General features: G+C 71.5%; 10 protein-coding genes and 1 pseudogene. 5 read left to right on the plus strand and 6 right to left on the minus strand.

What is annotated here, in order from left to right:
- Positions 1 to 101 (plus strand): annotated as a pseudogene (locus tag ACIBJF_RS23650) (IS5/IS1182 family transposase); the annotation flags it as partial.
- 133 nt (positions 102 to 234) lie between these two features.
- Here the strand turns inward: ACIBJF_RS23650 and ACIBJF_RS23655 are convergent.
- From ACIBJF_RS23655 to ACIBJF_RS23670, 4 genes are all read right to left on the minus strand, one after another.
- On the minus strand, positions 235 to 894 hold the full coding sequence (locus tag ACIBJF_RS23655; protein WP_399176410.1) for a hypothetical protein: 660 nt from the start codon (positions 892 to 894) through the stop codon (positions 235 to 237).
- Between the two features lie 598 nt (positions 895 to 1492).
- Complete coding sequence (locus tag ACIBJF_RS23660) at positions 1493 to 2749, minus strand: serine hydrolase domain-containing protein (protein ID WP_399176412.1); 1257 nt, start codon at positions 2747 to 2749, stop codon at positions 1493 to 1495.
- 200 nt (positions 2750 to 2949) lie between these two features.
- Complete coding sequence (gene folE / locus ACIBJF_RS23665; protein WP_399176414.1) at positions 2950 to 3606, minus strand: GTP cyclohydrolase I FolE; 657 nt, start codon at positions 3604 to 3606, stop codon at positions 2950 to 2952.
- Position 3607: 1 nt separating this feature from the next.
- Positions 3608 to 3793 (minus strand): hypothetical protein, encoded by a 186-nt coding sequence (locus ACIBJF_RS23670; protein WP_399176416.1) that lies wholly within the window; start codon positions 3791 to 3793, stop codon positions 3608 to 3610.
- A 449-nt stretch (positions 3794 to 4242) separates the two neighbouring features.
- On the opposite strand from ACIBJF_RS23670, the gene ACIBJF_RS23675 reads away from it, so the two are divergent.
- Both ACIBJF_RS23675 and ACIBJF_RS23680 read left to right on the plus strand, forming a co-directional pair.
- The gene (locus ACIBJF_RS23675; protein ID WP_399176418.1) at positions 4243 to 4998 is read left to right on the plus strand and encodes a helix-turn-helix transcriptional regulator; all 756 of its coding nucleotides are present in this window, start codon (positions 4243 to 4245) and stop codon (positions 4996 to 4998) included.
- Positions 4999 to 5291: 293 nt separating this feature from the next.
- Positions 5292 to 7946: a glycosyl hydrolase gene (locus tag ACIBJF_RS23680; protein ID WP_399176419.1), complete on the plus strand. Its 2655-nt coding sequence runs from the start codon at positions 5292 to 5294 to the stop codon at positions 7944 to 7946.
- Between the two features lie 133 nt (positions 7947 to 8079).
- Here the strand turns inward: ACIBJF_RS23680 and ACIBJF_RS23685 are convergent, their stop codons facing one another.
- Complete coding sequence (locus tag ACIBJF_RS23685) at positions 8080 to 10344, minus strand: heavy metal translocating P-type ATPase (protein ID WP_399176420.1); 2265 nt, start codon at positions 10342 to 10344, stop codon at positions 8080 to 8082.
- Positions 10345 to 10455: 111 nt separating this feature from the next.
- Entirely contained in the window at positions 10456 to 10728 is a 273-nt protein-coding gene (locus ACIBJF_RS23690) for a heavy-metal-associated domain-containing protein (RefSeq protein WP_399176421.1), read from the minus strand.
- Between the two features lie 206 nt (positions 10729 to 10934).
- Here ACIBJF_RS23690 and ACIBJF_RS23695 point away from each other — a divergent pair, with 206 nt between their 5' ends.
- Complete coding sequence (locus ACIBJF_RS23695; RefSeq protein WP_399176423.1) at positions 10935 to 11909, plus strand: hypothetical protein; 975 nt, start codon at positions 10935 to 10937, stop codon at positions 11907 to 11909.
- 87 nt (positions 11910 to 11996) lie between these two features.
- Complete coding sequence (locus ACIBJF_RS23700; protein WP_399176424.1) at positions 11997 to 12542, plus strand: hypothetical protein; 546 nt, start codon at positions 11997 to 11999, stop codon at positions 12540 to 12542.
- The last annotated feature ends 36 nt before the right edge of the window (positions 12543 to 12578 follow it).

Genomic DNA, 12578 nt, shown 5'->3' on the forward strand with positions numbered 1-12578 from the left:
TCAAGGCCCTGCGGCGGGTCAGCCTCGATCCCAGCCGCATCACCCAGATCGCCGCCGCAGCCCTCGTCCTGCTCCAGCTCGAATACGACCGCACCATCTGAACGATCACACACAGGCATGATCGCTTACCGGGAAAGGCTCAGTGTCTTGCCGATGTTGTCTCGCAGGCCGCCCACGCCCTCGCCGGCCTCGGACCACGCCTTCTTGTCGGACCGGAGCCTGCCTGATGCGCCGCTACCGCTCGGACTGTTGCCGTTCTGGTCGCCGGGCAGCTGGTTGAGCTGCATTCGCGTGGAGTGCCGTTCGGCCGCTGCGGCCTTGAGCTGCTCCCACTCGTCCCACGCCATACGTGGCCCCTCCCCGTGTGTCGTCGTACGTCGCCGAGATGCTGAGAACGCGCGACCGCAAGGCTGCGGTGGTCGAGAGGCACCGGTGCTTGCTCGGCCCGTCAGAGTCGTAACTGCCGCCGCAGTACTTCGTCGTTTGGGCGGTAATCGCCGCCATACGGTCGTGGACACCCAGGTCGACGTCCTGGTAGCCCTTGTGCGAGGCCATGACCGCGATGCCCATGCCCTCCATCGAGTCCGACAGCAGCTCCGGCAGCGTCTCCAATCCGCCGATCACCGTCTCGTACTCGCTCAACAGCCCGGCCGCCTCCGCCCACGCATCGGCCCCGCCCCCGAACTGATGGCGCACGAGCTGCTCCTGCCCGATCTTGCCCGGACCTGCCTGCAAGCCCTTCAGGCCGTGGATCAAGACGTCGGCACGCGTCTGGAACGTGGTGAAGGACGGCAGTTCCGTGGTCACATCGGCGACGGCGTCACGTGCGCCGTCGAACAGACCGGACGCCCACGACGACGGTCCCGACGCCGACCCGCCATCGTTCGGCACCACAACGCCCTCCTCGCACGTCAGAGCTACCGGACGCCCGAACTCGCGCCGACAACTCTAGCTACCACCAGTGACAGTCCGCAGTCACTACGTAGCGGCAAGTGACCGAAAACAGGCCCTCCACGCCCGGCCGCTCCGCCCGTGGCCAGGAGGCCGACGACCCGTCAGGCATGTCACCACCCAACAAGCCGGAGTGATGAAGCACATGAGCACTTGTACTCAGATGCAGGCGTTCGGCTGTTCTGAATGGCCGATACCCAGCGGTGGGTGGCGCAGAGGTGACCTTGACCGAGTCCGCAGCGGCTGGCCCGCTAAGTGCGATGGGGCGTAGATGTCAGCGCGATCCGGGGGTGTGTACGTGATCTGGGTGCACCTGTATGTGCCGTGCCGACCAGGCCCGGTCAGCCCCGCGGGACATTGGCCGTCCTAGCGGGGATGGTTGCAGAACATTCCTGACTATCGGATCAGCTCGTGTGCGTACAACGCAGGCTTTCCACCCCACAGTTCAGGCCGACGGTACGCGCACGGCCACCTGTGAGCAGCACAGCTCCCCCCCTCGAACCCGCGCGGCTCCTTTAGGCGGGTCCGGCCCACTGGCCCGCTAAGCGGCGGGAAGGGAGAGCCCCACATAGATCCGGTTGAGGACGGTGGGAAGCAGGGTCTGGGCGGTGGGGCGGCCGTCGGGGGACAGGGTCAGGTTCGTCCAGATCACGAGCGTGACCTGGTTGTCCGGGTCGTAGCCGATGAAGGAGTTGAAGCCGGGGAGTTCACCGCCGTGGTAGTACATCGAGGCGTTCGGGCCGAAGCGCTGGTGGGCGATGCCGTACCCGTACCGCTGACCGTTGGGCGCGGCCGGGTCCTCCGCCTGTGGGCTGTGGAGCCACCGCTGCTGGAACGCGGGGCCCAGGACCTTGCCCGTGACCAGGGCCCCGATCCAGGTCGCCAGGTCGTCCGCGGTGGAGATGGCGCCTCCGGCGGCGGTGGCGTACGAGGGGTTCTGGTGGGTGTAGTCCACGGGCCGGAGCTTTCCGGACCGGGCTGCCGCCTGCATGTCGGCGGGGTAGGGCCGGTCCACCAGCGCGTAGGCCGTTCCGCCGTACATGTAGCCGTGCGAGTAGGGGGCGGGGAGGGACAGGTCGTCGGCGCCGGGCAGTGAGGTGTCCGCCAGGCCGAGCGGGGCGAACAGCCGGTCGCGGAACTGCTGGGCCAGCGGGTGGCCGCCCGCCTTCTCGGCGACGAGGCCCAGCAGTGCGTAGTTGGTGTTGTTGTACTCGTAGGACGCGTCGGGAGCGAAGTTCGGCGGGTGCCGGAACGCGATGGCCAGCATCTCCCGCGGTGTCATGGCCTTGCCCGGGTCGGCGTCCATGCGGGCCGCGAGTTCGGGTGCGTCGGTGTAGTTGTAGAGCCCGCTGCGCATCTTCAGCAGCTCGGCGATGGTGATGTGTTCGCCGTCCGGCACTCCGGGGACATACGCGGACACCGGGTCGCCGAGCCGGAGCTTGCCGTCCTGGGCGAGCAGGAGGATCAGCGCCGAGGTCATGGTCTTGGTGTTGGAGGCGATCCGGAAGTGGTCGCCCGTGGTGGGCGGTTGGGCCGTGCCCGACTCGGTCGTGCCGACGGTCGCGCGGAAGGTTCCCTGCGGGGTGCGGAGAAGGACCACCGCGCCCGGAACCATGAGCTTCTTCGCCGCACGCTCCACCACGGACTGCAGCGCGGCCGGATCGATGTGCTTCAGCGGCGACGGGGTGGGGGTGGGGGTGCTCGTCGTCGGCGCAGGGGCCGACGGCGTGACGGGGGCCGTGAAGCTCGTCTCCGGGGGCGATCCGGAACCGGTGATCAGCAGTACTGCGCATGACATCGGCACAGCCATGCGGCAGGCGCCGGCTCGGACGTTCCTCATAGTGGCGTCACAACCCTCGTGCTCGGCGGTCCAGCACCGTGGCCAGGGCCCTACAAAGTGACTTTATTACCTTTCAATGCATATGGGGGGTAGGAGGAGGATCTTCTGCCGTCGCCTCCCGCCGGCCCCCGCCTCGGGCGGCTCCCGGCGCACGTCGGTCATGAGGTCGCTCCGGTCAGGCCGAGGAACTCGCTGCGGGTTCGGGCGTCGGAGCGCAGCAGGCCGAGCAGGGTGGAGGTCATGGTGCTGGAGCCGGTGGCCTGGACGCCGCGCAGGGTCATGCAGGCGTGTTCGGCCTCGACGACCACGCCGACGCCCTTGGGTTCCAGGTGTGTCTGCAGCCAGTCGGCGACCTGTTTGGTCAGGCGTTCCTGGACCTGGGGGCGGCAGGCGAAGTGTTCGACTACGCGGGCCAGCTTGGACAGGCCCAGGATCCGTGCGCCGGGCAGGTAGCCGACGTGGGCCGTACCGACGATCGGCAGCAGGTGGTGCTCACAGACGGTCCGGACCGGTATGCGGCGGGCCAGGACGAGTTCGTCGTAGCCCTCGTCGTTGGGGAAGGTGGTCAGGTCGAAGGGGCGCGGACTGAACAGTTCGGCGTACGCGCGGGCCATCCGGCCCGGTGTGCCGCGCAGGCTCTCGGAGGCGGTGGAGATGCCGAGGGCGTTGAGGAACTGGCCGGCCGCGGCCTCGGCGGCGGCCAGGTCGATGCCTTCGGATTCGTGGACGACCCGCAGGGCGGGCCGTACGGGTGCCGCTTCTTCCTCGTCGCGCAGGTCGGTGCGGGCGGTGCCGCGGTGCGGGCGCTCGGTCATGTCAGCTGCCCCCGGCACCCAGGGCGGAGAGCAGGACCAGGACGAGAGTGACCACGGCGAGCAGGCCGTGTGCCAGTACGACGGCCACCGGGAAGTGCCGTTCGGCGGGAGCGGTCGCTTCGGGTCCCTGAGCGGCGGCCCCGGCCGTGGCCCGGTCGCGGTGGACGGGGATCCAGCGGGCCAGCATCACGAATCCCCAGCAGCGCGACCGGCAGCAGCAGGCCGAAGGAGGTCCACGCCAGGGCGGTCCTGTCCGCCACGACATAGACGATCCAGACCACCAGTCCGATCGCGGCCAGGGCGAAGTGGCCGAACACGACAGGCGCCGGCAGGCGGCTGCCGCCGGTCCGCCGCTGCCGGATTCCACCGTGTTGGATCCAGGTGCCGAGCATGTAGAAGCCGCCGAGGGCGGTGACCACCCAGGTGATCAGTGCGGCGATGTCCATGGGGAACTCCCAGGTGACGTCGGTGTCGAGGGCGGCCGGAAGAGACCCGGCCGCCATGGCGGGGGGCGACAACCTCCCCCTCGGGTTTCGCCAACGAATATTGGTCTTATTGCGGCGCGGGGTCAAGACACGCAGTCCAAGGCGAATGAAGAACAGTTGTGCCCACGCAGGTGGGAGTTACCGTGGTCGTGTGGCTTCCGATCCGAGTGCGCCGGCCGACGCGGCCGACAGCGCCATCGACTCCGTCAGCGTCCTGAGCGAGGACTCGCGCCGGCGCATGTTCGCCTTCATCCGGCGCGCCCGCCGCGCCGTCACCCGCGACGAGGCCGCCGCCAGCGTCGGCATCTCCCGCAAGCTCGCCGCCTTCCACCTCGACAAGCTCGTCGACGCGGGCCTGCTCAGGGCGCGCTACGAAACGCCCGGCGGGATCCGCAGGGTCGGCAGGCAGCCGAAGGTGTACGAGCCCACCGACGCCCAGATCACCGTGAACATCCCCGACAGGCGCCACGAACTCCTGGCCGACCTGCTGCTGGACGCCGTCCTGACCGAAGGCGCGGACGAAAACGCCGCGCAGGCGGCGGTGCGGGCCGCCGAGCAGCGCGGTCGGCAGCTGGGCGAGGCCGCGCGGGAGGAGACCCGCCCGGGCCGCCTGGGCCCCGAGCGCGGGCTGACCGCCTGCGAGCGGCTGCTGGACCAGTACGGCTACGAACCCGTCCGGGACACCCCCACCCAACTCCGGCTGCGCAACTGCCCCTTCCACCCGCTGGCCGCGAAGGCCCCCGACCTGGTGTGCGGGATGAACCACGCCTTCCTCACCGGCTACCTGGGCGGCCTCAAGGTCAACGGGCTCCAGGCCGTCCTCGCTCCCGTGCCGGGGGAATGCTGCGTGCGGCTGACTCCGAGCGGCGACGACGATCCGGGTGGCCAGGCGGCTCAGGACCGCTGATGGCGCACCGGCCGCCTGCCCCGTCGGCTCCGGTGCGGCGGGCCGGCCCGCGGCGGTAACGGAGACGCGGGCCGCTGCGCTGCACGTAATGAGTGCGTGCTGTCGCTCACGAGAGTCGAGAGGGCGAACGAGGCGACTTTTGACAATCGTTACGTTTGTCGGGCTATAAAGTCGCTGTAAACCCCTGGGGTTGAGGGAAGGCGCGGAGGTACGGTTCCGGCGCTCGGCAGTAGGAGATCAAGTGCGGCCGTAGGGGCGGCTGCCACTTACGCCGAAGAAGCCGGAGACAGTCCATGCGTGTGTATGCCGCACGGCGCAGATCGCGCCGCGGGACGGAGGGCGGGGGTCGACCGGCGTTCGCCGTCGTCGCCGCCGCGCTCCTGATAGCGGGGACGGGACCCGTCGCCGCGTACGGAATGGACAGCGACTCGGGAACCGGCCGCCATGACGTGGCGGGCGAGGAGTCCCACGAACTGATGGAGTCCATCGACTCGTTCAACGAGCCGAGGCTCTCGCCCAGCGGGCAGATCGCACCGGGCGCCTACGCCGGCGCCTGGGCCCACATCAAGAACATGCCGGTCGCGTCCGGCGGTTGGAGTGAGGTCACCACCTCGCCGTACAACGAGGACGCCCTGCACTACCGCGACCAGTCCGCCTCCAACTCCGGTGGCGGCGCGGGGCATTCGGCCGGCCGTATCGCCGCCCTGGCCACCGATCCGACGCACCAGGGGGTCGTGTACGCGGGTGCCGCGGGCGGCGGTGTGTTCCGGTCCACCGACGACGGGAAAACCTGGACGCCGATCGCCGACCGGCTGCCCGCCCTGTCCGTGGGCGCCCTCGCGGTCGCGCCCGACGGCTCGCTGTGGCTGGCCACCGGCGAGGCGACCACCGCCTCCGACAACTACCTGGGCAGCGGCGTCTACCGGCTCGCGGACCCGGTCACCGGCTCCTTCAGCGAGAGCGACAAGGTGGGCGGCACCGAGCTGGACTCCAGCTCCATCCACACCCTCACCTTCGACAAGGCCGCCGGGTACGTCTTCGCGGCCTCCTCGCACGGCGTCTTCCGGCGCCCGCTGCCGGCCGGGCAGGACGCCGCCTGGTCCAAGGTCCTCGCCCCCTGCGCGGGCATCGGCATCAGCGGCGTGGGCTGCGGGGTGGACAGCCACTACGCCGACATCGCCAACGACATCGCCGTACAGCCCGGCAGCGACGGCAAGAAGCTGCTGGCCAACGTGGCCTGGCGCAGCGGCGCCGCCTACAACGGCTTCTACTACTCCGAGGACGCCGGCACCACCTGGAAGCGCGCCAACCCGACCGGCGCGATCAATCCCGCCGAGATCGGCAACGCCGCCTTCGCGTACTCGGCCGACGGCAGCAGGCTGTACGTCTCGATGGAGTCCCCCAAGCTCCTCAACAAGACGTCCGGTTCCGGGGTGTACTCGGTCCTCGCGGGCGTGTACGTCAGCCAGAGCGGCAACGCCGGCGGCTCGTTCAAGCAGATCGCGAACTCCTCGTCGCTGTCGGCGAGCGGTTCCGCGATGAAGGTCAACGAGATCGGCAGCGGCTACCAGCCCGGCTCCCAGGCCTGGTACGACCAGGTCATCGCGGTCGACCCGAAGGACCCGAACCACGTCTACCTGGGCCTCGAGGAGATGTTCGAGTCCCGCGACGGCGGCGCCACCTGGAAGGCGGTCGGCCGGTACTGGAACTTCGGCATGAAGTGCTACTCGTACGACCCGGCGGAGAACTCCTGCGACGGCGACGTGATGCACTCCGACCAGCACGCCCTCGCCTTCTCGCAGTGGAAGGGCAGCACGCCGGAGGTGTTCGTCGGCAACGACGGCGGCGCCTACGCCCGTCCGACCACGCAGACCACCGCCGGCTGGCGCAACCTCAACGAGTCCGGCACCCTGCGCGACCTGCAGTACTACTCGGTGCGCGCGGGGAAGATGACCGACGGCAGCGGGGACGCCGTCTGGGGCGGCCTGCAGGACAACGGCGTCTCGCTGCTCGCCCCCAAGGGCGCCACCTACCAGGGGCAGCAGCTCAACCCGAACGGCGAGATGGTCTCCCCGTTCGGCGGTGACGGCGGCGACCAGCTGGTCAACCCGGACAACGGCTGCCAGACCGTCGGCGAGTACGTCGACCTGGCGCTGCAGATCACGAACAACTGCGGCTACACCGCGAGCGACGACGGCGCCGAGGACGTGATCACGGACATCGCGCCCGGCGACCCGGGAGCCCGCTTCATCGCCCCGTTCAGCGCGGACGAGACCGACCCGAACGGCCTGTGGGTCGCGGGCGGCCAGTACGTCTGGGGCAACACCAAGACCTGGAAGAGCACCTCCGGCGCCGACTGGACCAAGCTGTACGACCTGGGCGCCGGCCACTCCGCCTCGGCGGTCGCCAGCCGCGGCCACGTGACGTGGGCGGCCTGGTGCGGACCCTGCTCGAAGGTCGACGGCACCTTCGGGCGGGGCATCGCCACCAACTACGGCGGCAGCTGGCACCAGGTGAGCCTGCCCGCCGCCTTCCCCAACCGCTACGTCTCCGGTCTGGCCATCGACCCGTCCGACGCCTCCGGCAAGACGGTCTACGCGGTGGTCAACGGCTTCTCGCGGCACTGGAACGAGGGCCCCGGCGCCGGCTACGGCCACGTCTGGAAGACCACCGACGGCGGCACGACCTGGACGGACGTCAGCGGTGACCCCGCCGCCTCGGACTCCTTCCCGGACGCCCCGGCCAACGCGGCGCTGATCACCAAGAGCGGCACCCTGGTGGTCGCCACCGACCTGGGCGTGTTCACCAGCACCTCGGCGGGCCACTGGGCGCGCCTGGGCACGAACCTGCCCACCGCGCCGGCGGTCTACCTCTCGCCGAGCCCGGACGGCAGCCAGGTGTACGTGGCCACGCACGGCCGCGGCATCTGGAAGACCCGGACGCCGTAACACCGTCGGCAGCGCGAAGGGCCCCGGACCGGTCGGTCCGGGGCCCTTTTGTGTGTGAGCCGGCGCCTCACGACATTCCTGGCCGGGCGGTATGCATCTGCCGCGGGTGCGTGGGGCCCGCCCGGCCGATCGCTCACTGACCGGTCGCGCGGAAGCGGCGCAGGCGCAGGCTGTTGCCGACGACGAAGACCGAGGAGAAGGCCATGGCCGCGCCCGCGATCATCGGGTTGAGGAGGCCGGCCGCGGCGAGCGGGAGGGCGGCGATGTTGTAGGCGAAGGCCCAGAAGAGGTTGGAGCGGATGGTGCCGAGGGTCTTGCGGGCGAGCCGGATGGCGTCGGCCGCGACCCGCAGGTCGCCGCGGACCAGGGTCAGATCGCCGGCCTCGATCGCGGCGTCGGTGCCGGTGCCCATGGCCAGGCCCAGGTCGGCCTGGGCCAGTGCGGCCGCGTCGTTGACGCCGTCGCCGACCATGGCCACCGAACGGCCCTCGCCCTGAAGGCGCTTGACCATGTCCACTTTGTCCTGCGGCAGGACCTCGGCGATCACGTGCTCGGGGTCGATGCCCACCTCGGCGGCCACCGCCTCGGCGACGGCCTGGTTGTCGCCGGTGAGGAGGATCGGGGTCAGGCCCAGGGCGCGCAGGCGGCGGATCGCCTCGGGGCTGGTCTCCTTCACCGCGTCCGCGATCTCCAGGACCGCGCGGGCCTCGCCGTCCCAGGCCACCGTGACGGCCGTACGGCCGGCCGCCTCGGCCTCCGCCCTGGCGCGCCGGAGGCGCTCCGGCAGGGTCATGGCCCAGTCCGCGAGCAGTTGCTCGCGGCCGACCAGGACGGCGTGTCCGTCGACGATGCCCTGCACGCCGAGGCCGGGGACGTTGGCGAAGTCCTCCGGGGTGGGCAGGGTGCCGACGCGGGCGGCGGCACCGGCGGCGACGGCCTGGGCGACGGGGTGCTCGGAGGAGTGCTCCAGGGCGCCCGCCAGGCGCAGGACGTCGGTCTCGGCCGTGCCGTCCGCCGTGTGCACGGCCAGCAGGGTCATCCGGCCGGTGGTGACGGTGCCGGTCTTGTCCAGGACGATGGTGTCGACCTTGCGGGTGCTCTCCAGCACCTCGGGACCCTTGATGAGGATGCCGAGCTGGGCCCCGCGCCCGGTGCCGACCATCAGCGCGGTCGGCGTGGCCAGGCCCAGGGCGCAGGGGCAGGCGATGATCAGTACGGCGACGGCGGCGGTGAAGGCCGCGGTCAGGCCCGCCCCGTTGCCGAGCCAGAAGCCGAGGGTGGCGAGGGCCAGGCCGATGACGACGGGGACGAAGACGCCGGAGATCCGGTCGGCGAGCCGCTGGGCCGCCGCCTTGCCGTTCTGCGCTTCCTCCACCAGCCGGGCCATCCGCGCGAGTTGGGTGTCGGCGCCGACCCGGGTGGCCTCCACGACCAGCCGTCCGCCCGCGTTCAGGGTGGCCCCGGTGACGGCGTCCCCGACACCCACCTCGACGGGCACGGACTCTCCGGTGAGCATCGAGGCGTCCACGGCGGACGAGCCCTCGACGACCGTACCGTCGGTGGCGATCTTCTCCCCGGGGCGGACGAGGAAGCGGTCGCCGGTCTTCAACTCGGCCACGGGCACGAGCACTTCGCTCCCACCGCGCAGTACCGTGACCTCCTTGGCGCCCAGCTCCAGCAGGGCCCTGAGCGCCGCGCCCGCCTTGCGCTTGGAGCGGGCCTCGAAGTACCGGCCGGCCAGGATGAACGCGGTCACGCCGGCCGCGGCCTCCAGGTAGATGTTCCCGGCGCCGTCACTGCGGGCGATGGTCAGCTCGAAGGGGTGCCGCATGCCGGGCATGCCGGCCGTGCCGAAGAACAGGGCCCACAGCGACCACAGGAACGCGGCCGAGGTGCCGACCGAGATCAGCGTGTCCATGGTCGCGGCGCCGTGCCGGGCATTGGTCCAGGCGGCCCGGTGGAAGGGCCAGGCGGCATACGCCACCACCGGCGCCGCCAGCGTCAGCGACAGCCACTGCCAGTACTCGAACTGCAGCGCCGGGACCATCGCCATCGCGATCACCGGCACGGCGAGCACCACCGCGGTGGTCAGCCGCTGCCGCAGCGGCCGCAGTTCGTCGGCCTCCTGCGCCGCGGGGCCGCCGCCCGGCTCCGGCTCGCTGCGGACGGGTTCGGGCTCGCGCGCGGTGTAGCCGGTGGCCTCGACGGTGGCGATCAGGTCGGCGACCGCTATGTCCTCGCGGAAGGTGACCTTGGCCTTCTCGGTGGCGTAGTTGACGGTGGCCTCGACGCCGTCCATGCGGTTGAGCTTCTTCTCGATGCGGGCGGCGCAGGAGGCGCAGGTCATGCCGCCGATCGCGAGTTCGACCTCGGCGGCACCGGGTGTGGTGGTGGTCATTCTCTGCTCCTCGCAGCTCATGGACGCGGCGGGTGTGGGTTCGAAGGGCGGGGGCGAGGGCGAGGGCGGGGACCGGTTTCCGGTGACGGACCCCGCCCGGTGCGCGGCCGGTCAGGCGTCGACGCGGCCGGCGTAGTCGTAGCCGGCCTCGTCCACGGTCACGGCGAGCAGCGCGTCGAACGCCTCGTCGGGAGCGGCGGCGGTGGTCACGGTGACGAACCCCGTGCCGATCTCGACCTCCACGGCGACGACGTCGTCCAACGCGCCCACGGCCTTGGTGACGACGCCCTGGCAATGGGCGCTGCCGACGCCGTCCACCTTGTAGACGGTCCTGGTCTGGGCGGCGGTGTGGCAGGTTCCCTCGGGCGTGCAGCAGCCGGACATGGGTTTCTCCTCGTGTCGGTATCGGTCTCGACATCGGTCTCGGACACCTGGCCGGATACCGGGTGGGGGTATCCGGCAGTGGCCCATGTATACCCCCCACCCGTATTCGACGCAAGGGAATCCACGGCTTGACTTGATACCCCCCAGGGGTATCTTGAAGTGCATCGAGCCGCCCACCCGGGGCGGCCAACGGACGAGGAGGGGCCATGAACACCGGACTGAAGATCACCGTCTTCGCCGCCGCGCTCGCCGCCACCTTCGGCACCGCCTACGGCGTGGGCAGCGGCGTCGGCGAGATCTCACCCGAGCCAAAGCGCGCGGCACACGAGACGCACGACGGGCACGACGGGGCCGGTCACGGCGGACACCACGGCGCAGGCCACGCGTCCATGGCGCTCCCCGGAGGACTCCAGATGTCCGAGCGGGGCTACACCCTGGCCCTGAAGACCCCGGCCGTCGCGGCGGGCAGGGCGACCGACCTGCGGTTCACGGTCGTACAGGACGCGACCGGACGCCCGCTCACCGCCTACCAGCGGGAGCACACCAAGGAACTGCATCTGATCATCGCCTCGCGCGACCTGTCCCTCTACTGGCATCTGCACCCGACCCGCGCCGCCGATGGCACCTGGTCGGCACCCGTCACGCTGCCCAAGTCAGGTGCCTACCGGGTCTTCGCCGACTTCACGCCGCGCGGCGGCGAAGGGCTCACCCTCGGCGCCGACCTCACCGCGTCGGGGTCGTACGAGCCCGCCGCGCTCCCCGCCCCCGGCACCACGGCGGAGGTCGACGGGTACGAGGTGACCCTCCGCGGCCGTCTGGAACCCGCCAAGGGCAGCGAGCTGACGCTGACCGTGCGCAGGAACGGCAGGCCGGTGCGCGACCTCCAGCCCTACCTCGGCGCCTACGGGCATCTGGTGGCCCTGCGCGCGGGCGACCTGGCGTATCTCCACGTACACCCGGGCGGCGAGGCGGGCGACGGCACGACCGAGGCGGGGCCGGACATCCCGTTCACCGCCACGGCGCCCAGCGCGGGCACCTACCGGCTGTTCCTCGACTTCAAGCACGGCGGCGAGGTCCACACCGCCGCGTTCACCGTCCGGGCCGCCGGGCCATCGCAGCGGCCGGAAGCCGCCGGAACGGCCACCCCGGTGCCCTCGAGCCACGCCGGGCACGGCCACTGAACACCGCCGAGCCTCCGCTCCGGCCCGTCCTCCCCCGTTCGGCCCGCTGCCCGCGTGCCCGCTCGTACGTCCCCGTAAGGTGGAGCCGTGATTCTCGCGCAGCCCGCCGCCGGCCCGGCCGGGGCCCGCATCCGTCAGTCGGTGCGGGCCTCCGTTCTGGTCGCCGTTCTGCTCGGGCTGTTCCTGATGCACGGCGGCCCGGCAGCGGCCGCCGACGGCTGCCACGGGGCCATGCCGGCCACCGACGCCGCCGTCATGAGCTCGGCAGCCGCGCCGATGGCCGCGCACCCCGCCGACCACGTCGAGGCGACGGGCGGCAAGGTCACCGCACACGCGGACGAGATGCGCTCGGCACCCGCGATACCGGCCGCGCACTCCTCCGGCCATCCGGCGGCCGCGACCGCGGCCGCCAAGGCCACCCCCCGCGCGGACGAGGCCATGCGGGGCGCGTTGTGTCTGGCCACGACGCCCCGGTCCGGGATCCCGGCGCCTCCGCTCGCCGCGGCCGGGCTCGTGTTCCCGGCCGCCGTCCTGCTGCCGTGGGCCCGGCCGGGTTCCGACGGCACCCGGCGCCGGGGTCCACCGGCCGGCGGGCGCCGACTCCTGCTCCAGGTGTGCGTCGCGCGGACGTGACGAGACCTCCGGGATCCGGCTCGTCGCCGCGGTCCC

Source organism: Streptomyces sp. NPDC050743 (assembly GCF_044456925.1).
In the GTDB taxonomy this organism is placed as follows: Bacteria; Actinomycetota; Actinomycetes; order Streptomycetales; family Streptomycetaceae; genus Streptomyces.

Bases quoted from the DNA above. Each gene is read 5' to 3' on its own strand.
- ACIBJF_RS23660 (WP_399176412.1), bottom strand. From the start codon at position 2,749: ATGTCATGCGCAGTACTGCTGATCACCGGTTCCGGATCGCCCCCGGAG.
- folE (WP_399176414.1), bottom strand. From the start codon at position 3,606: ATGACCGAGCGCCCGCACCGCGGCACCGCCCGCACCGACCTGCGCGAC.
- ACIBJF_RS23670 (WP_399176416.1), bottom strand. From the start codon at position 3,793: ATGCTGGCCCGCTGGATCCCCGTCCACCGCGACCGGGCCACGGCCGGG.
- ACIBJF_RS23680 (WP_399176419.1), top strand. From the start codon at position 5,292: ATGCGTGTGTATGCCGCACGGCGCAGATCGCGCCGCGGGACGGAGGGC.
- ACIBJF_RS23685 (WP_399176420.1), bottom strand. From the start codon at position 10,344: ATGACCACCACCACACCCGGTGCCGCCGAGGTCGAACTCGCGATCGGC.
- ACIBJF_RS23690 (WP_399176421.1), bottom strand. From the start codon at position 10,728: ATGTCCGGCTGCTGCACGCCCGAGGGAACCTGCCACACCGCCGCCCAG.
- ACIBJF_RS23695 (WP_399176423.1), top strand. From the start codon at position 10,935: ATGAACACCGGACTGAAGATCACCGTCTTCGCCGCCGCGCTCGCCGCC.